Genomic DNA, 18,907 nt, shown 5'->3' on the forward strand with positions numbered 1-18,907 from the left:
AGGGCTGACGACCAGAAGACTTAGCGGCAGCCCGCCGGTTTGGTAGCCAAGGGCTAACAAGTGTTAATAAGGCCCGCGCTGGCTTTGGGGTCTTAGTGGCCAATCCCGGTGGGGTTGGTCAGTCAGCCAATCAATCTATTACTGTCCCGAACCGAATTTGCTTGTGCTCCCATCCAAACTTGCGCCGCTGGCCCTGCTGACGGGCCTCCTGAGCGCCACCATTGCCACAACCGCCGCCCAGTCATCGCCGCCGCCAGCCGCGCCTACCCCCTCCCGCGCCGTCAGCGCTGCCTTCGCCGGCCGCATCACTGATGAGGCGACGGGCCAGGGTCTGCCCGGCGCCACCATTCTGTTTCCCGACCTGCGGCAAGTGACCGTGAGCGACTCGGCGGGCAGCTTCCAGTTTGCCCGCCTGCCGCGCGGGCGCTTCCTGATGCAGGTGCGCTACGTGGGCTACAACACCCTGAGCCAGACCGTCGCCACGGGCACCGGCCAGCCGCTGACCGTGGCCCTGCGCGTGGCGGCCACCGAAATCGGGCAGGTCGTGGTCACGGGCGTCTCGCAGGCCACCGAGCTGCGCCGCTCGCCGGTGCCCACCTCCGTGGTGGACCGGCAGCGCCTCAACCAGACGGCCGCCACCAACATCGTGGATGCCCTGGCCCGCGTGCCCGGCGTAAGTCAGATTACCACTGGCGCGGCCATCAGCAAACCCGTTATCCGGGGCCTGAGCGCCAACCGCGTTATCACCCTGAATAATGGCGCCCGGCAGGAAGGCCAGCAGTGGGGCGACGAGCACGGCATCGAGATAGATGAGTTCAGCATCGATAGGGCCGAAATCATCAAGGGGCCGGGCTCGCTGCTGTACGGCTCCGATGGCATGGCGGGGGTCGTGAACTTCCTGGCGCCCGACCCCGTGGACGAGGGGCGCATCACGGGCCAGGTTGCGGCCAACTATCAGACCAACAATCACCTGCGAGGCTACTCGCTGCAAAATGCGGGCAACCTCAATGGCTTCAACTGGCTGGCGCGCGGCTCGCTCAAGGGCGCCGGCGCCTACCGCAATGCCGCCGATGGCCGCGTCTTCAACTCCGGCTTCAATGAGCAGAACGCCAACGCCTACGTGGGTTTAAACAAAAGCTGGGGCTTCTCGCACCTCACCTTCAGCACTTTCAACCAGGAAATTGGCCTGGTCGAGGGCAGCCGCGACCCGGTTTCGGGCCGCTTCACCCGCGAGGTCGACAATGGCCGCGGCGAGGCCGAAACCCGCGAAGCAACTGCCGCCGAGCTGCGCGGCTACAACCTGGTCGAGCCCCGGCAGCGCGTCAACCACTTGCGCCTGGGCACCGATAATAACTTCATCCTCGGTGAGGAAGGCGGGCGGCTGACGGTGCAAGTAAACTACCAGCAAAACCGCCGCCGCGAGTTCGGCGACGCCGTGAATTTTAATACGCCGGGCCTGTACTTCGACCTGCGAACCGTGGACTACAGCCTGCGCTACTTCCTGCCCGAAGTGGCTGGCTGGAACTTCACGACCGGCCTGAGCGGCCTGCACCAGCAAAACCAAAACCGCGGCCGGGAATTCCTGATTCCGGCCTATCGCACCGACGAGGGCGGCGTGTTCGGCGTGGCCCGCAAAGCCTTCGGCCGGCTGGATGTGAGCGGCGGCCTGCGCTACGACCGGCGCCGCACCAACGCCCGAGCCTTGTATCTGGATGCGAATGAGGAGCCCGTATCGGCCGGCACGGCAGGCGCCGAAACCAGGTTTGGCGGCTTTCGCAGCACGTTTCAGAACGTGAGCGGCAGCGTGGGCGGCTCGTTCAGCGCCACCGACAAGCTGGTGCTCAAGGCCAACCTCTCGCGCGGCTTCCGCGCCCCCAACATCGCCGAGCTGGGCTCCAATGGCCAGCACGAGGGCACGATTCGCTACGAAATCGGCGAGCCGGGCCTCCGGGCCGAAACCAGCCTGCAAGCCGACCTGGGCGCCTCCTACGTCACCGACCACGTGAGTTTGAGTTTGAATGCGTTCCGGAACAACATCGCCAACTACATCTTCCCCCGCAAGCTGGAAAGCCAGCTCGGCGGCGACTCGCTGGCCGCCACCGGCGACCCCGTGTTTCGCTTTGGGCAGGGCGCGGCCCGGCTCTACGGCGGCGAGGCCAGCCTCGACCTGCACCCCCACCCGCTGGATTGGCTGCACCTGGAAACTTCGTTTTCGCTGGTGCGGGCCGTGCAGAAAAACCAGCCCGAAGAGTCGAAGTACCTGCCCTTTATCCCCGCCGACCGCCTGCAAACCGAGCTGCGCATTCAGCGCGCGGGACCGAAAGGCCGCCTGGCCCACCTCTACGCCTTCGTGCAGGTGGAGCACACGTTCCGGCAAAACCGATTTTTCGCCGCCTTCGATACCGAGACGGCCACGCCCGGCTACACCCTGACGCACGCCGGCCTGGGCGGCGACCTCACTAACGCCAAGGGCCGCACCCTGGCCTCGCTTTTCCTCACCGGCAACAACCTCTTCGACGTGGCCTACCAAAGCCACCTGAGCCGCCTGAAATACGCCGATTTTAATGTGGCCAACGGCCGCCGCGGCGTCTTTAATATGGGCCGCACTATCAGCGCGAAGCTGGTGGTGCCTTTGCGGCTGAAGTAGGGGGTAGGGAGATAGCTAGCAGATACAATTCACTTGCTGTAAAGTGGTCAGCTATTCGACCGTCTTTCCTTTCTTTGCGCTATGATGTCTCGGCTTCCTAAAAAGATTACACCCGATGCGCTACTGGAGACATATGTGGAAGTTCACTATACCACGAACTCACCCGTTGAAGTGGCCTTCGGGAAGTTTTACACAGCACTAATCAATGATTTTGAGTATTTGCGTCCACCTGCTCAATTATTGAATAGTGTGCTGGGCGGTCAGATTCAAGCTCAGGACGAACCACTATTTCGCGGACAAGGTGTTCAGTTTCGGCTGCGTGATGGCTACTTAGGGGTTAGTTGCAGCGCTGAATATTTGGGGTGGTCAATTTATCAGCAGCGCTTAAGCCACATATTACAGCTGTTGATGGAGACCGGCGAAATCGTGCGATTCACCAGAATTGGTCTGCGTTACATCAATGCGCTACCTTGGCGACCAGCTAATGAGCAGCTATTAGTGCAACTGCCTACCCTGCCGCCAGAACTCATTATGGAGCAGTTTCAATACCGAGCGCAGTTGCGTACCACCGATGGCTACCGCGTAAATCTGATGCTGTCAGACAGTCAGCGGGTAGCGGGCCGTCAGGGGCCACAATCGTTGTTCGACCTGGACATTATCTGGGAGCAGGCCCCGTTAACTACTCTGCAAGAGGCTTTAAGCAAGCTTGACGAAACCCATCGGCGTGAAAAAGAGGTGTTCTTTGGGTTGTTGAACCCAGATTATTTGGCTTCGTTGAAGCCAGAGTACGAATAGCAAATTTCTTCTCGTTTATGCCTGCCCTCCTGTCCTTCACCAGTTACGCGCCACACAGCATCTCCGCTGAGTCATATACCGCTGAGCGGTTGACATCACGACGAGAAGAAGGACGCGCTACAGGTGATTCATGGACCAGGCAGGCTACCTGGTCACCATCCCAAACCGGGTTTCTCGACACGGAGAACCGGCTCCTACTCACGCGCACAGAAAAGCTGTTACCTGCTATTTGGCGCGATTGGCAACTCAAGCAGGCTCACTGGCAGAGCAGCGCCGACGCAACAGATGCGTTGCTGCGTTTAGGGCAGCTCTTGCATGTCGTACCGCTTGACGCTACGGCTGTTAGCGCCGGCTTCACTTACGAACAAAGCCTGTATGTGCGGGCTGAGCTACCTGGCGCCGGAGGCGGCACACTGTACGCCGAGGTGAATCTAGGAGAAGATGCTGATGCGGCCGAAGACACATTCGTGGCTATTAGGCAGCATCGGCAAGAGAAATGGGCCATTAGTGGTCCGTTTGCCTCGGTTTGGGGCCATTTGCAGCAGCATTTGAATGCCTGAACACCTGATTCCCGTGCCGGACGCACCCGTTTATCCATTGCATATGGTGCCTCAACCGCACTACCGACTGCTCAACAGCTATCACGTAAGTGGGGGCCAAGTTTTGCGCCGGACCTCGCAGCCCAACGTTACTGATACGATGGGGAAGATATTGCCTGACCAGCTTAGTCACCCAACTGAGGACTTGGCCCGGCACTTCTCAGTAAATCTGCTTGGCGACTTTCAGCTCTGCGATGCGGCCTGGGTATTGCGCTCCAGTCCGAACAAAGCGCACCTCGCCAGTACCTGGCAGCCTGGTGAAATTGGGCAGCAGCCTAGCACTGAAGAAGCGGAATGCGTAGCGGCCGAAAATTGGGGTTACTACTGGCTACATGTGGCAGAACTACACGAATGTGCGTTTACATCCATTGGCGAAAATTTTATCTGCCGCGTCTGCCATGCCCCAACCCGTTGCAACTACTGGCATTTCGAATTGCACTTTCACAACTCAACTGGCGACGTTTACTACTTAGAGCCAAAGCAGCGAAAGAAAGTAGCTCCTAAACTTCGCGCTTGGCTACAAGACTTCGTGCATACTTATCCGCTCGAGGCCGCGCCAACAGCGGGATTTTGGCCTGAAATAATATACATTACTGCTAAATCAGAATAAATCAAAGACAATTTTTATATATTGTATATACATACCCGAACTGGTGTTTTAACATGGATGGGCCGCAACTTGAGTGTGAGGCTGGTGGTGCCTTTGCGGCTGAAGTAGGGGGTAGGGAGTTTCTTAAAGAAAAAGTTGGAAGCCTATCGTATTTATGCGATGGGTTTTCTACTTTTGTAATCGTAAATCGACGATAAACGAAATGGCTCTGTCCAAAATCCAGGAGTTTACCACCGAAGACCAGGAGCTGGCCGCGCTGGCCAAAGCCCTGGCCCACCCGGCGCGGCTGGCAATCTTGCGGCTGCTGGCGGCGCGGCAGGCCTGCGTATGCGGCGAGCTGGTGCTAGAGCTGCCGCTCTCGCAAAGCACCGTTTCGCAGCACCTCAAGGAGCTGAAAGCCGCCGGCCTCGTGCAGGGCGACATCGACGGGCCACGGGTGTGCTACTGCCTGGCGCCGGCCGGCTGGGCGCGGGCGCGTCAGCTGCTCGGCGCTCTGCTTCAGAACATTGCGCCGGCTGACATCCCTACCCCCACCTGCGCCTGCTAACCCCTTTCTTATCAATTAATTCTTCTTCCCGTGAACATCTCCGAACTGAAACAGACCCTGACGGGACTGGCCACTATCAACTTTCGCCTGCCGGATGGCACTTACCTGCCGGCCCATTTCCACGTGACGGAAGTTGGCCTGGTAACCAAGCATTTTATCGACTGCGGGGGCGTCGAACGCCGGGAGACCGTGGCCAACTTTCAGCTCTGGGAAGCCGGCGACTACGACCACCGGCTGGCGCCGCAGAAATTTCTGCACATCCTCAACCTCTCGGGGCGGATTCTGGGCCGGGAAGATTTGGACATCGAAGTGGAATACCAGCAGGAGACCATTGGCAAGTTCAGCCTCGCGTTCGACGGCGCCGATTTCGTCCTGACTACCAAACAAACCGCCTGCCTGGCGCAAGACGCCTGTGGCATCCCGAGTCAGCTGCTGGCCTTGCCCCAGCTGCAAGCCGCGGCCTGCGCGCCGGGCGGCGGGTGCTGCTGAGCGGCGGCTACTGAAAATCTTTACTCTTGATTTGTCATGTCCGCCATCATCCCTACCCCCCTCACCGAAGCGCACTGGCCGGCCGTGCGCGCCATCTACGAAGCCGGCTTGGCCACGGGCCACGCCACGTTTGAGACGCAGGCGCCTACCTGGGCCGCCTGGACGGCCGCCCACCTGCCCCACAGCCGGCTGGTGGCGCTCGATGAGGCCGGACAGGTGTTGGGCTGGGCCGCCCTTTCGCCCGTGTCGGGCCGCTGCGTGTACGGCGGCGTGGCCGAGGTGAGCGTGTACGTGGCCGCGGCGGCGCGCGGGCAGGGCGTGGGCAGGCAGCTGCTGGCGGCGCTCATCACCGAATCGGAGCAAAACGGCATCTGGACCTTACAGGCCGGTATTTTCCCCGAAAATACGGCCAGCGCCCAGCTGCACGCGGCGGCCGGCTTCCGCACCGTGGGCCGCCGCGAGCGTATTGGGCAGCTGCGCGGCGTCTGGCGCGACACGGTGCTGCTGGAGCGCCGCAGCACCACGGTGGGGCTGGAGAACGCCGGGCTGGCACTGGCTACTTCTCCTTCCTGAAAACCGAAAAATGAGGCCTTTGCTTGAGTTTCCTACCCCCCTGCCCGCGCCCGAACCCGCCGCGCTGGCCCGCTGCAAGCTCTCCGGCCTCGACCGCGGCCTGACGCTCTGGATATTTCTGGCAATGGCGCTGGGCGTGGCCCTGGGCTACGGCGTGCCCGGCATCAACGACGCGGTGAACTACTTCTCGGTGGGCACGGTGAATGTGCCCTTGGCCCTTGGGCTGATTCTGATGATGTACCCGCCGCTGGCCAAGGTGAAGTACGAGCAGCTGCCGAGGGTGTTCAAGAATACGCGCATTATTGGCTTGTCCTTGTTTCTGAACTGGATACTCGGGCCGCTGCTCATGTTCCTGCTGGCCATCTGGCTGCTGCCCGACAAGCCCGAGTACATGATGGGGCTGATTCTCATTGGTATTGCCCGCTGCATTGCGATGGTGCTGGTGTGGAATGAGCTGGCCGACGGCAGCCGCGAATACGCCGCCGGGCTGGTAGCGCTCAACTCCATCTTCCAGGTGCTGTTCTACTCGGTGCTGGCCTGGCTCTTTATCACGGTCCTACCCCCCTACTTCGGGCTGAAGGGCTACGCCGTGAACATCGGCATCGGGGACATCGCCCAAAGCGTGCTGATTTACCTGGGCCTGCCGTTTGCGGCCGGCTTTCTCTCGCGCACCGTGCTGCGCCGCCTCAAAGGCAGCGAGTGGTACGAAAAGGTGTTCATTCCGGCCATCAGCCCGCTCACGCTCGTGGCCCTGCTGCTGACCATCGTGGTCATGTTCAGCCTCAAGGGCGAAACCATCGTGCAGCTGCCCCTGGACGTGCTGCGCATTGCCCTGCCGCTGGCCCTGTACTTCGGGATTATGTTCGTGCTCAGCTTCGCGGCGGGCAAGTGGCTGGGGGCCGACTATGCGGAGAATGCCAGCATTGCCTTCACGGCCACGGGCAACAATTTCGAGTTGGCTATTGCGGTAGCCATCGGGGTATTTGGGCTGAACTCCGGGCAGGCATTTGCCGGCGTTATCGGGCCGTTAATTGAGGTGCCGGCCCTGATTGCGCTGGTGAATGTGGCCTTCTGGTTTCGGCGCCGCTGGTACGGGGGTAGGGCGCGGGCCGAGCAAGCGCCGCGAGTTTGATTTTTCTTAAAGTCGTAAAACGTATGCCAGCCAAGAGAAATGTGCTCGTGCTCTGCACCGGCAATTCCTGCCGCAGCCAGCTGCTGCACGGCTATCTGGAACGCTTGCTCAACGGGCGGGCCCACGTCTACAGCGCGGGCGTCGAGGTGCACGGCCTCAACCCGCGCGCCGTGCAAACGATGGCCGAGGATGGCCTTGACATCGCCCACCACACCAGCAACCACGTCGACGAGTACGCCGCCGTGCCCTTCGCCTACGTGCTCACCGTCTGCGACCACGCCCACGAGGTGTGCCCGGTGTTTCCCTCTTCGGCCAAAAAGCTGCACCACAACTTCCCCGACCCGGCCCAGGCGACGGGCAGCGAGGAGGAGATAATGGCGCAGTTCCGGGCCGTGCGCGAGCAGGTAAAAGCCTACGCCCGGGCGTTTGCGCAGCAGTATTTCGGCTGAGACACGGGCGGCGCGGGGCGGCGGGCGCGGGCGCGCTTAGCTGGTTTGGTCCTACATTTCGCTTATGCAAACCTCCGCTTTCCCTACCCCCCCTCCCGCCCCCAAGGCCGCGTCCCGGTCCGGCGGCGCCGGCCTGTTTTCGGCGGCCGTCATCGTGGCCGCGCTGGGCTACTTCGTTGATATCTACGACCTGATTCTGTTCAGCATCGTGCGCGTGGAGAGCCTCAAGGGGCTGGGCATTACCGACGCGGCGCAGCTCACGAGCCAGGGCTTGTTTCTGATAAACATGCAGATGGGCGGAATGCTGCTCGGCGGCATCCTGTGGGGAATTCTCGGCGACAAGCGCGGGCGTCTCTCGGTCTTGTTCGGCTCGATTCTGATTTACTCGCTGGCCAACATCGCCAACGGCTTCGTGCAGACCGTGGAGCAGTACGCCTGGCTGCGGCTGATTGCGGGCGTCGGGCTGGCCGGCGAGCTGGGCGCGGGCATCACCTTGGTCAGCGAAAGCCTCTCGAAGGAAAAGCGCGGCTACGGCACCATGATAGTGGCCACGGTGGGCGTGAGCGGCGCCATGCTGGCCTACTGGGTGGGCCAGCAGCTGGGCTGGCGCAACGCCTACTTCGTGGGCGGCGCGCTGGGCCTGGCCCTGCTGGTGCTGCGGGTGAGCGTGGTCGAGTCGGGCATGTTCCGGGAAGTGGCGGCGCAGGCGGGCGTGGCGCGGGGCAACTTTCTGAGCCTCTTCACTAGCCCGCGGCGGCTGGGCAAATACCTGCGGGTGCTGCTCATCGGCGTGCCGTTGTGGTTCGTGGTGGGCATTCTCATCACCCTGGCCCCGGAATTTGGGCGCGCGCTGAAGCTGACCGGCGAGGTGACGGCGGGGCTGGCCGTGTTCTGGGCTTACTTCGGGCTCGTGTTCGGCGACTTTGCCTCCGGCGCGCTGAGCCAGCTCTGGCGCTCGCGCAACCGGGCGCTGCAAGTGTTTCTGGGGTTTTGTGGCCTGATGGTGGGCGTGTATCTGTTTGGGATTCAGGGAGCTACTCCGAAAACGTTTTATGCCGTGTGCTTCGTGCTGGGCTTGTCGGTGGGCTTCTGGGCCTTGTTCGTGACCGTGGCAGCCGAGCAGTTTGGCACCAACCTGCGGGCCACGGTGGCCACCACGGCGCCCAACTTCGCCCGCGGCGCGGTGGTGGGGCTGGTGCCGGCCTTCAAGTACCTGAGTGGGGCGCTGGGCTTCGTGCCGGGCGCCGCCGTGCTGGGCGCCCTCACGCTGGTGGTGGCGTTCTGGGCCGTGCGCACGCTGCCCGAAAGCTACGGCCACGACCTCGACTACGTGGAAGAGTAAACCGCCGAAAACGTGCGGAGTGAACTTCCGGCTGCCGGCTGCGTTTGAGGACGAAATCAATAATAAATTTGATTTTTAACTTCAACCATGAAAAACATATTGCTTGGCGCCGCTCTGCTCGCCGCCCTGACCACTGCCACCGCTGCCTCGGCTCAAACCACGCCGACGACTACGACCACCACGCCGACGACCACGACCACCACCATCACGACCGACCCGGCGGCCCTACCGCTGACACCAGAGCAGCAGAAGCAGCGCGCCGACGAAGCCAAGGCCACTTACGACGCGCAAAAGCAGCAAACCGACTCGCATGAGCAGGCACTGCGCAACGAAAAAGGCCGTCTGGAAGATCAGCGCAGCCAGTCGAATGACCTCAAGGAGCAGCTCAAGGAGCAGCGCAAACAGGAGCGCGCCCAGCGCGACCAGATGAAAGCCCAGCGCCAGGCTGCCAATGACGCCAAAAAGCAGGAGCGCGCTGCCCGCCAGGCCGCCAAATCCGAGAAAAAGCTCTCCAAGGAGATGGGCAGGGGCAAAGATAACTAGGGCCCACGCCCCTGCGTAATTCAGAAAGCTCCGGCCCCGGCCGGAGCTTTTTTGTGGGGTAGGCTGAACGGCTGCTTCGCCACCCGCTAGCAGCCAGCCTGTTCTTTCCCTACCCCCCTCTCCCCAACCAACCCCTGCCGATGGCTGCCAAAAACCCGACCATGCTCTACCCGCTGCACCATTTTGTGGTGCTGCCCCTGGCCTTGCTCATGCTGGGCTACTCGGTTATCCGCTACTCGAAGGTGGCCGGCGACGACGACCAGATTGCCCGGCTCTGGTTTACGCTGGCCGGCGTGGCCCTGACCCTGCTGCTCACCATTTTGCTGCTGCGCCAGCACTACGCCCTCAAGCTGCAAGACCGCCTCGTGCGGCTGGAAGTGCGCCAGCGCTACTTTGAGCTGACCGGCCAGCGCTTCGCGCCTCTGGAGCAGCAGCTTACGCTGGCGCAAATCATCAACCTGCGCCTGGCCGGCGACGACGAGCTGCCCGCCCTGGCCCAGGCCGCCGCCCGCGAAAAGCTCGACGGCAAAAGCATTCAGGCCCGCATCAATAACTTTCAGCCCGACCTGATGCGGGTGTAACCCGCGGTGAATGAGTGAATGAGCGATTGAGTGAAGTGTTCGCACTGCGCTAGTCGAGCCTCCACTCATTCGCTCATTCACTCATTCACAGTATGATTCTCTACAACGTAACCAGCAGCCTGGAGCCCGCTGCCGCCGAAGCCTGGGTAACCTACATGCGCGAGGTGCACATGCCCGAGGTGATGGCCAGCGGCTTTTTCATCAAAAACCAGCTCTTGCGCCTGCTCAACGAGGAAGACGGCGGCTTCACTTACGCCGCCCAGTACTACTGCCTGAGCCTGGAGCAGCTCGACGCCTACCAGGAGCACGTGGCCCCCGCCCTGCGCGCTGATATCGAATCCCGCTTCGCCGGCCAGTACGTCTCATTCCGCACCGTGCTCGAAGTCATTGAATGACAATAAGTAATGAGCAATAAGCAATCAAAAGAACGTCATGCTTCGACTCCGCTGCGCGGCGCTCAGCATGACATTCTTTTGATTGCTTATTGCTCCTTGAAAACAACCCAGCCTAACACCAGCAGCCGCGTAGTCCAGGCCAGGGTGCGCAGCCAGTTGGTGCGCGTGAGGCCATCGATGGCGATGTAGTCGAAGCCCGCGGCCAGGCGGTTGTGGAAGGGCACGGAGATAAAGAACGTTACCGCCCAAATCAGGCCCACCAGGGCCAGCGCCCAGGCGGCCGGGCCCGCCAGCGCCGAGTGCCGCGCCGCGCCGGCCAGCCACAAGCTCAGGCCCAGTTCCAGCACCATGAGCGGCGCCACGAGGTAGCCCATGCGGGCGGTGTGGGCGGCGTGAAACCTGATGAACTCGGCCTTGCCCACCAGTCCGAAGCTGGGGTAATGCACCAGTTGAATCGTCCAGATAAGGCCGGTGAGCACGGCCGCCAGGCCGAAATTGAAGAGCAGCAGGAGCTTGAGCGACATGGGCAAAAACGAGGGGGGTAGGGCTGGCAACGTAAACGCGCCCGAGGCGCGACTGGATGCCGCGAGCGGCTTTGCGGCCCGCCGCCAGCTTATTCTACTTGCCAGGCAATCAGCAGCAAGGCAAACCACTGCGTAAGCAGCCGCGGGCGCCGTTAAAGCACGCGGCCCGGATAGCCGTTTTCCCGCCAGCTTCGGCCGTTTTTGGCTGTGTCCCGTTCGCTAACCCCAACCTTTGGGCAAGGTTCGTAGTCTGAGCCCTGACCTTTCTTTTGCCCTCTTTTTCGCCAACGACCGCTGACCAGCTCACTCAACTCTTTCCCGAATCCGACGCCGCCATCCCGGAGCAGTGGCGGCTGCCCGCGCCCCTGCCCCAGCGCGACTACCTGCGCGACGGCGAGCTGCTCCACTGAGGCAGCCCCGTGCAGGAGGTCGTCTCGCCGATGACCGGGCGCCAGCCCGACGGCTCGCTCCGGGGCCGCGTCATCGGCTCCTACCCCCTGCTTGATGAGGCGGAGAGCCTCAAGGCCCTCGGGGCGGCCGTGCAGGCCTACGATCACGGCCGCGGCGAGTGGCCCACGATGAGCGTGGCCGGCTGCATCGCGGCCGTGGAGAAGTTCACCGCTATCATCAGCCAGCAGAAAACCGACATCGTGCGCCTGCTGATGTGAGAAATCGGCAAGTCGGTGGGCGACTCGGAAAAGGAGTTTGACCGCACCATCGACTACATCCCGCGGCAATGCCATCGTACCGGCTTTGATGACTTCGGGCCAGATTGACGTGCTCGCCCTCATCGGCTCCAGCCGCGTGGCCGACTCGCTCAAGAGGCTGCACCCCAAGTCCAACCGCCTGTGCGCCGTGCTCGGCCTCGACGCCAAGAACGTGGCCATCGTCATGCCCGACGCCGACCTGGACGTGGCCGTAAAGGAATCGGTGCTGGGCGCGCTGAGCTTCAACGGCCAGCGCTGCATGGCCCTCAAGCTGTTTTTCGTCCACGAAAGCATTGCCGAGGACTTCCTCGCGCGCCTGGGTGCCGAAATCAACAAGCTCAAGCCCGGAATGCCCTGGGACGAAAAAGTGAACATCACGCCGCTGCCCGAGCCCCAGAAGCCGGAGTGCCTGGCCGAGTGCCTCGCCGATGCCCAGGCCCAGGGCGCCCGCGTCGTGAATGAGGGCGGCACGGCCGCCGGCCCGCTGGTGCTGCCAGCGCTGGTGTATCCGGTGCGCGAGGGCATGAAACTCTGGCGCGAAGAGCAGTTCGGGCCCATCGTGCCAGTGGCGCCGTTTGCCGACGTGAACGAGGCCATCGAGTACATCATCAGCTCCAACCACGGCCAGCAGGTCAGCATCTTCGGGGCCGAGTCCGAGGAAATCGCCTACCTTATTGATCAGCTCGTCAACCAGGTCAGCCGCGTTAATATCAACGCCCAGTGCCAGCGCGGGCCCGACTCTTTCCCCTTCCCCGGCCGCAAAGACTCGGCCGAGGGCACGCTCTCGGTGAGCGACGCGCTACGCTCGTTCAGCATCCGCACGGTGGTCGCCACCAAGCAGAACGAAGCCAACAAAGCCCTGCTGAGCGAGATTGTGAACGAGCAGGAATCGGCGTTCCTGAGCACGCGGTTCGTGTTCTAAGTAGTTAATGTAGATGAAAGCAGAAAGGCGCTGTTCAACCGAACAGCGCCTTTCTATAGCTGAAAGCAGTAAGCTCACTTTACCTCCACTGTGAAAGTGCTTTTGGTTTCGTAGATAACAGTTTCGGAAGGCACACCTGATTCGAGAGCGAATGCTTTGACATGTTGACTATACAAGTCAAAATTATTGGCTTGACCATCGTTGATAACGTAAAATGGGTCAGCTAATACCGCCTTTTGCTCCCGGTCTTCCGCCGTAGGGGCCAAATAGATGAAGGGAAGAAAGCCGTCAAGAGCAGGAGTCCCATCAGCTGGATTCTTTGGCGATAACAGCAGCGAAAGAGATAGTACCCCCGCTTTAGTAGGAATCACTCCAATCCGTAACTGATAACGGTGCCCATCATATAGTGGCTCAAAACTGCCAGTAGAAGCCCCGTCTATCGTGGCTTTACCTACTTTTTCTACAATGCGAAATGTGCGGGCAACACCAATCGGACTTTTACCGATTCCCAATAACTCCTTATAGAAGATACCAGAATTCAGAACTAGGTCTTGGGGCCGAACGCGGTAGTGGTGTCCGCTATTTCTGTCCAGCAGTGAGTCCGAAAAATGGGCTTCTAACCAGAGCGTGTCTCCGCGCAGCATAGTACCACTACTAGGTGTTATGGTGACAGGAATCAGAAAGCCAATAGGGACAATGAGAGGGTAATCCTCTTTTTTAGGACATCCCGTTAGCGCAAGCAGCATGCTTAGGCCGAGCAGTAGGCGTAGTGGGAGTATGTAATTAAAGCGCTGCAATTTGAGATAATTAGAGACAATAGAAAGGCGCTGTTCAACCGAACAGCGCCTCTTCAAGATTCAAAGCAGCTAGCCTACTTTACCTCGACTGTGAAAGTACTTTTCTGTTCGTAGATAACCTGTATGGGAGGTGTACCAGGTTCAAGTGCGAAAGCCTTAGTATGTTGCCTATACAAGTCGAAATTGTTAGCTTGGCCATCATTGATGACATAGAACGAGTCAGCTAATACTGCTTTCTGTTCCCGGCCCTCTGAATTAGAAGGCAACTGAATAAATGGAATAAATTTATCCAAGACGTTAGTGCCATCGGCTGAGTTTTTAGGCGATAACAGCAACGAGATAGCTGTAACGCTAGCTTTGTTAGGAATCAGCCCGATGCGAGCCTTATAATAATGGCCATCGTAAAGTGGCTTGAAGCCTGTGGTAAGGGCGCCACCTGCCGGAGCCTGTCCTACCTCTTCTACGAGGCGAAACGTGCGAGCAATACCCACTGGCTGACTACCGATACCTATCAATTGCTCATAGAAGATTCCAGAACTCAAGTTCAGGTCCTGGGGTCGAACCCGGTAGCGATGTCCGCTATTTCTATCCAGCAGTGAGTCCGAAAAGTTGGCTTCCAACCACAGGGTGTCGCCACGTTGCATAATAGGGCTGCTGGGTGTGATGGTGACAGGAACCAAGAAGCTAATGGGCACGATAACGGGGTATTCCTCTTTTTGAGGACAAGCTGTGAGTGACAGTAGCAGGCACAGGCCAAATAGCAGGCGAAGCGGAACCATAGCAAGCAGGAGTGGCAAAATCCCGGACAATGAGAGACAGCAAAAAGGCGCCGCTCAACTGAACAGCGCCTTTTTAATATCCAGAGATACAACTAACTTACTTCACCTCGATGGTGAAGGTGCTTTTTTGCTCGTAGATGATAGTCTCATCTGGTACTCCGGGGTCGAATGAGCGAGCGCTGTAATACTGGCGAAACAAGTCGAAATTATTGGCCTGCCCATCATTGATGACATAAAACGAGTCATCAAGTACGGCCTTCTGCTGCCGACCTTCTGCTGTAAGGGGCAGTTGAATAAAAGACAAAAAATCATCCAATGCTTTCGTTTTAGTAACTGGATTCTCAGGCGATGGGAGGAGCACGATAGACGTAATGCAAGCTCTGGTTGGAATCAGTCCAATTCGAGCCCGGTAAGTGTGACCGTCGTACTCAGGCTGAAAGCTGCCGGTGGAGGAACCATCTATAGTAGCGTGTCCAATTTCTTCGACAAGGCGGAATGTGCGCGCAATGCCGATTGGTTGCTGACCAATACCTACTAGTTCTGTATAGTAGATAAAAGAGCGTAAATCTAGGTCCTGTGGTCGCACCCGATACCGACGCCCGCTATTCTTGTCCAGCAGCGAATCAGAGAAGCTGGCTTCCAGCCATAGCGTATCCCCTCGATGCATAGTACTACGAGACGGTGTTATTATGACTGGAGGCAAAAAGCCAATAGGCACAATGAGAGGATAATCCTCTTTTTTAGGACATCCCGTAAGTACAAGTAGCAGGCTTAAGCTGAGCAGTAGGCGTAGCGCAGGCATAGTAATTAGAAGTGACAGGGTTTGGAAAAATGAGAAACAGCAAAAAGGCGCTGTTCAGTTGAACAGCGCCTTTTTAAAGCTGAAAGCAATGGGCTCACTCCACCTCAACTGTGAAGGTGCTTTTCTGCTCGTAGATGACCTGTATGGCAGGCGTGCCGGGTTCAAGTGCGAAAGCTTTAGTATGTTGGCTATACAAGTCGAAGTTGTTGGCTTGGCCATCATTGATGACGTAGAACGAGTCTGCCAATACTGCTTTCTGTTCCCGGCCCTCTGAGTTGGGAGGCAACTGAATAAATGGAATAAATTTATCCAAGACGTTAGTGCCATCGGCTGAGTTTTTAGGCGATAGCAGCAACGATATAGCTGTGACGCCAGCCTTACCAGGAATTAACCCAATGCGGGCTTTATAGTAATGACCATCGTAAAGAGGTTTGAAGGCCGTGGTGAGGGCGCCGCCTGCCGGGGCCTGCCCTATCTCTTCTACGAGGCGAAACGTGCGAGCAATACCCACTGGTTGACTACCAATGCCCACCAATTGCTCATAGAAGATTCCAGAATTCAAGTTCAGGTCTTGGGGCCGAACTCGGTAGCGATGTCCACTATTTTTATCCACTAGTGAGTCCGAAAAGTCAGCTTCCAACCACAGGGTGTCGCCACGTTGCATAATAGGGCTGCTGGGTGTGATGGTCACAGGAACCAAGAAGCTAATGGGCACGATAACGGGATAGTCCTCTTTCTCCGGGCATCCAGTAAGGGACAGGAGCAGGCTTAAGCAGAGCAAGAAACGGAATACTATCATCACTACCACCGGTAGCTGGTTACAAGGCGCTCCAACTGAGCTGCTTGCACGCTACTATTTTGTGCGTTAACCCTCGCCTGGTAGCTCCGCACTGTGGATACGTCTGATTGCAAACCTCGAAAAACAGTAGCAGGCGTGTAAGCAGTTACGTCGTCAACAACAGTAGAAACAGGTTCTGGCGTACTATCAGTCATATCGTGGTACATGCCATACACAAACCAGTTGTAACCGTAATCACCTGGAACCTGATAATCTAGCTCAAACAAGGCAGCTCTTGCTCGTGCGGGAGCAACACTCGCCTGGTATTTGTCGATCGTGAAAAGCCGCTCGACATAATTGCCCCAGCCCTCGCTGATAGCAACGCGGCCGGCTTCTATACCAGTCTTGTCGCCGTAACCAAAACTGGTTATAATCTTGCCGATAAACGCAGACCAGAAGCTGTTGCCTACTTGGCTATAATGCTGTGTATGGCCCAGTTCATGGTACAACAGTGGATTTAGTTGGTGGGAGGCTAACGCACCTTGGTCGCCGCGATAAAAGACAGTCATGTCCGGCAACTGACGTTGAAGAAGTTGCTTGAGCAGATACTTGGCTATTCCAAGCGGCCCCATATTCAGCAGCATGTTATCAATAAGGCGCGAGGCCAGCGAAGTATCAGCTATTCTGCGTAGCATAGGTGTCGAGGCATAACCACCGCCCGCAAGGGGTATGTCGGGAAACAGCCAGATATTGATGCCTCGGACAGGACCAGGCAGGCCTCGGGCCACTGAGTAGGTCTGGGCATCGGCCAGCGTGTTAAAGAGGGTAGCAGCCGTCCAGGTTGAGGCACCTTTGCTCTGCGCTTGGTCTAAGCCGCCGCGGAAAGTAACAGTGTAAGCTAGGTTCTGCATTGCCGGACCCGCATATGTGCCTAAATCTGATTTGATAGGCAACACCGCCTGCCAGAACCTGAGCCCACTAATAATGCCGCGGGTGGTAGCGAGGTTATTTTTGAATTGCAGAGCAATTTTAGCCTTGTTCTTGTAGCTGGTGCTGATAGCGAAATTGCCCTGCGTGTCGGTAAAATTGCTGCCGAACTGAAACCAGCGCCGCGATTTTACTTCAACTCCGCGCAAGGCTACATTGCCCAAATCAGTGTCCTGCACCAGAATCCGGCCACTCGGCTTATAACGGACACCTTGCGCCTGCACTCCGCCGGGTTTGGTTGGGGCTGACCTCTGAGCCGCTATGGCCTCGTCCGAATGGCCACTGATGCGCATGGCCTCGTCGTAAAGGGCGCGGGGAGAAATACCGGCTTGCTTCAGCTTTTCGGTAGCGGCCAACTGCTTATTAGGTTTGTCCGTTATCCGGTTCTCTACAGTGGCAGTAGTAGCGCTAGCAGTTCCGCACCGCACGTAGCAGTTGCAAGACGGGTCCCACTGTGTGCAGGGCTCGGTTGGGAAGGGGGGAGTTGGGTAAGGTTCTGTATAGTCTACATCTCTCGCGTCTCCACTCTCCGGGTAGAAAAGGAATAACTGCGCTATCTGCTCACGCTGAATGTAGCTTGGAAAGGAAGTGCCGACGGGCACAACGCTATAAACCCAAGGTATTACGTCGGAATTATAGTCCACCGTCGTCACGGCCGCCACCGACTCATCCATCGGCTCCCAGGATAGTTGATAACCCAAGTCGTCGAGGTCCGCGATTTGATTGACATCAGCGGGTTTGAAGCGCACGTACAGGTGAGTTGGCTGTACTACTGGTTCCGGGGTAGGAGGTGGGGGGCTTGGGCAATCGATGCAATCATCAGGCGGGTATAACAGGTTGGTATAAGCCTGCCGCATGTTTTCCACTGTAAATGGATTTTTGCCCTTATCGTCAAGCTGCTGATTTGCGTTGGCAACGGCTGCCACGCTGGGGCCGTTTGATTCGTCGGGGCTCTCCGATTCGAGACTGGGCTTTTCGCAGCTGCTCACGAGCAGGAAAATAGCCGCTAATAGCAGCCTGAGTGGTGGAGGGTAGAACTTATTCTGGCGAGATTAAGGACCTACTGTTTTCATGAGAGAGCAGGTTGATTGGTGAAAACTAAAACGGGAAAAAATCGCCAGGTTCGGCCATAGATAGGTAGGTGATTAAGTTTTAAAATAAGAGGTGGTTTGTGCTACAGGCTCTCAAACATATCCTTCACATTTCACTATTCCAAGAATAATACACCAACGGGCTGATTCGAGGGACAAACGCCGTCATTTAGCGCTTTTAGTCCCTGACCGTTTCCGATTTTCATACTCCGCCCCGCTACGGAGAACCCTGGCGCGGGCTATGGACTTGTAAGCAGGAAGTGGGCAAAAACTTTAGTTTAAACGCGGAAGGGGGGTAGGGCACATTGCCCTACCCCCCTTCCGCGTTTAAAGCTCGTTACTTACCGGCCCAGCGTATACTCCAGCTTCACTTCCAGCGTGCCGAAGCCATCGTTCTGGGCCGGATTGCCGCGGGCGCTCACGTCGTCAAGGTGGTCGGTGCTGGTGAAATAGTAGGTGCCTTGCAGGCCCACGCGCACCTGGTCGGTGGCGCGCACGCTCAGGCCCACGGCCAGCGGCAGTACCACGGCCAGGGCGGGGTAGTCGTTGCGCTCCGGGGCCAGGAAGGCGGTGCTGGCGGTGGGCCGGGCGCGGCCAAAGTAAGCTTTGGGATTGTAGAGCAGCAGCCCCGCGCCAGCCTGCACGTAGGGCTGGATGCGCGGCGCCTCGCTGCCAAAATTGGTGACGTAGGCCGTGCCGTCGGGCAGCAGCTCGTAGCGCAAGAACACCGTGCCCAAGGCATTATCGCTCTGGAACGCCAGGCCCCGCTCCGGGGCCTGGTCGCGGGCGCCGAGGCGGAAGTAGCCGCCCTCGGCCCC

General features: G+C 58.7%; 22 protein-coding genes and 1 pseudogene. 16 read left to right on the forward strand and 7 right to left on the reverse strand.

Annotation, left to right across the window (positions count from 1 at the left end; all coding sequences use genetic code 11):
* Nucleotides 1-163 precede the first annotated feature (163 nt).
* The 13 genes from ACFE70_RS08430 (at nt 164) to ACFE70_RS08490 (ending at nt 10,702) form a co-directional block, all read left to right on the forward strand.
* A complete protein-coding gene (locus tag ACFE70_RS08430) occupies nt 164-2,647 on the forward strand; it encodes a TonB-dependent receptor (protein ID WP_375417290.1) in 2,484 nt (827 codons plus the stop codon).
* An 81-nt stretch (nt 2,648-2,728) separates the two neighbouring features.
* Nucleotides 2,729-3,442 (forward strand): TIGR04255 family protein, encoded by a 714-nt coding sequence (locus tag ACFE70_RS08435; protein ID WP_375417291.1) that lies wholly within the window; start codon nt 2,729-2,731, stop codon nt 3,440-3,442.
* Nucleotides 3,443-3,459: 17 nt separating this feature from the next.
* Nucleotides 3,460-4,002 carry a hypothetical protein gene (locus tag ACFE70_RS08440; protein WP_375417292.1) on the forward strand — a complete coding sequence of 181 codons (543 nt, stop codon included), beginning with the start codon at nt 3,460-3,462 and terminating at the stop codon, nt 4,000-4,002.
* A complete protein-coding gene (locus ACFE70_RS08445) occupies nt 3,995-4,651 on the forward strand; it encodes a hypothetical protein (RefSeq protein WP_375417293.1) in 657 nt (218 codons plus the stop codon). The genes ACFE70_RS08440 and ACFE70_RS08445 overlap by 8 nt, the downstream gene beginning before the upstream one ends.
* A gap of 202 nt (nt 4,652-4,853) precedes the next feature.
* Nucleotides 4,854-5,198: an ArsR/SmtB family transcription factor gene (locus ACFE70_RS08450; RefSeq protein WP_375417294.1), complete on the forward strand. Its 345-nt coding sequence runs from the start codon at nt 4,854-4,856 to the stop codon at nt 5,196-5,198.
* Between the two features lie 30 nt (nt 5,199-5,228).
* Complete coding sequence (locus ACFE70_RS08455) at nt 5,229-5,687, forward strand: DUF6428 family protein (protein ID WP_375417295.1); 459 nt, start codon at nt 5,229-5,231, stop codon at nt 5,685-5,687.
* A 36-nt stretch (nt 5,688-5,723) separates the two neighbouring features.
* Complete coding sequence (locus ACFE70_RS08460; RefSeq protein WP_375417296.1) at nt 5,724-6,260, forward strand: GNAT family N-acetyltransferase; 537 nt, start codon at nt 5,724-5,726, stop codon at nt 6,258-6,260.
* 10 nt (nt 6,261-6,270) lie between these two features.
* The gene (gene arsB, locus ACFE70_RS08465; RefSeq protein ID WP_375417297.1) at nt 6,271-7,392 is read left to right on the forward strand and encodes an ACR3 family arsenite efflux transporter; all 1,122 of its coding nucleotides are present in this window, start codon (nt 6,271-6,273) and stop codon (nt 7,390-7,392) included.
* A gap of 23 nt (nt 7,393-7,415) precedes the next feature.
* Nucleotides 7,416-7,841, forward strand: a complete 426-nt coding sequence (locus tag ACFE70_RS08470) for an arsenate reductase ArsC (RefSeq protein ID WP_375417298.1) — start codon at nt 7,416-7,418, stop codon at nt 7,839-7,841.
* 64 nt (nt 7,842-7,905) lie between these two features.
* The gene (locus ACFE70_RS08475) at nt 7,906-9,183 is read left to right on the forward strand and encodes an MFS transporter (RefSeq protein WP_375417299.1); all 1,278 of its coding nucleotides are present in this window, start codon (nt 7,906-7,908) and stop codon (nt 9,181-9,183) included.
* 87 nt (nt 9,184-9,270) lie between these two features.
* Nucleotides 9,271-9,726, forward strand: a complete 456-nt coding sequence (locus tag ACFE70_RS08480) for a hypothetical protein (protein WP_375417300.1) — start codon at nt 9,271-9,273, stop codon at nt 9,724-9,726.
* Nucleotides 9,727-9,866: 140 nt separating this feature from the next.
* On the forward strand, nt 9,867-10,307 hold the full coding sequence (locus tag ACFE70_RS08485; RefSeq protein WP_375417301.1) for a DUF6526 family protein: 441 nt from the start codon (nt 9,867-9,869) through the stop codon (nt 10,305-10,307).
* A gap of 92 nt (nt 10,308-10,399) precedes the next feature.
* Nucleotides 10,400-10,702, forward strand: coding sequence for a DUF4286 family protein (locus tag ACFE70_RS08490; protein WP_375417302.1), 303 nt, complete (start codon nt 10,400-10,402; stop codon nt 10,700-10,702).
* Between the two features lie 86 nt (nt 10,703-10,788).
* On the opposite strand, the gene ACFE70_RS08495 is transcribed toward ACFE70_RS08490, so the two are convergent.
* Nucleotides 10,789-11,226 carry a hypothetical protein gene (locus ACFE70_RS08495; RefSeq protein ID WP_375417303.1) on the reverse strand — a complete coding sequence of 146 codons (438 nt, stop codon included), beginning with the start codon at nt 11,224-11,226 and terminating at the stop codon, nt 10,789-10,791.
* A 269-nt stretch (nt 11,227-11,495) separates the two neighbouring features.
* Here ACFE70_RS08495 and ACFE70_RS08500 point away from each other — a divergent pair, with 269 nt between their 5' ends.
* The 3 genes from ACFE70_RS08500 to ACFE70_RS08510 all read left to right on the forward strand — a co-directional run bounded on the left by ACFE70_RS08500 (nt 11,496) and on the right by ACFE70_RS08510 (nt 12,855).
* Entirely contained in the window at nt 11,496-11,636 is a 141-nt protein-coding gene (locus ACFE70_RS08500; RefSeq protein WP_375417304.1) for a hypothetical protein, read from the forward strand.
* A 9-nt stretch (nt 11,637-11,645) separates the two neighbouring features.
* Nucleotides 11,646-11,894, forward strand: coding sequence for a hypothetical protein (locus tag ACFE70_RS08505; protein ID WP_375417305.1), 249 nt, complete (start codon nt 11,646-11,648; stop codon nt 11,892-11,894).
* An 88-nt stretch (nt 11,895-11,982) separates the two neighbouring features.
* Nucleotides 11,983-12,855 carry an aldehyde dehydrogenase family protein gene (locus ACFE70_RS08510; protein WP_375417312.1) on the forward strand — a complete coding sequence of 291 codons (873 nt, stop codon included), beginning with the start codon at nt 11,983-11,985 and terminating at the stop codon, nt 12,853-12,855.
* A gap of 74 nt (nt 12,856-12,929) precedes the next feature.
* Here the strand turns inward: ACFE70_RS08510 and ACFE70_RS08515 are convergent, their stop codons facing one another.
* The 6 genes and pseudogenes from ACFE70_RS08515 to ACFE70_RS08540 form a co-directional block, all read right to left on the reverse strand.
* On the reverse strand, nt 12,930-13,601 hold the full coding sequence (locus tag ACFE70_RS08515) for a hypothetical protein (protein WP_375417306.1): 672 nt from the start codon (nt 13,599-13,601) through the stop codon (nt 12,930-12,932).
* A 125-nt stretch (nt 13,602-13,726) separates the two neighbouring features.
* Nucleotides 13,727-14,431: a hypothetical protein gene (locus tag ACFE70_RS08520; protein ID WP_375417307.1), complete on the reverse strand. Its 705-nt coding sequence runs from the start codon at nt 14,429-14,431 to the stop codon at nt 13,727-13,729.
* A 97-nt stretch (nt 14,432-14,528) separates the two neighbouring features.
* On the reverse strand, nt 14,529-15,233 hold the full coding sequence (locus tag ACFE70_RS08525) for a hypothetical protein (protein ID WP_375417308.1): 705 nt from the start codon (nt 15,231-15,233) through the stop codon (nt 14,529-14,531).
* Between the two features lie 94 nt (nt 15,234-15,327).
* Nucleotides 15,328-15,924 carry a hypothetical protein gene (locus ACFE70_RS08530; protein ID WP_375417309.1) on the reverse strand — a complete coding sequence of 199 codons (597 nt, stop codon included), beginning with the start codon at nt 15,922-15,924 and terminating at the stop codon, nt 15,328-15,330.
* A 110-nt stretch (nt 15,925-16,034) separates the two neighbouring features.
* Entirely contained in the window at nt 16,035-17,354 is a 1,320-nt protein-coding gene (locus ACFE70_RS08535; RefSeq protein WP_375417310.1) for a hypothetical protein, read from the reverse strand.
* A gap of 1,076 nt (nt 17,355-18,430) precedes the next feature.
* Nucleotides 18,431-18,907, reverse strand: a pseudogene (locus tag ACFE70_RS08540) (hypothetical protein); the annotation flags it as partial.

The sequence above is a fragment of the uncultured Hymenobacter sp. genome, assembly GCF_964243305.1.
In the GTDB taxonomy this organism is placed as follows: Bacteria; Bacteroidota; Bacteroidia; order Cytophagales; family Hymenobacteraceae; genus Hymenobacter.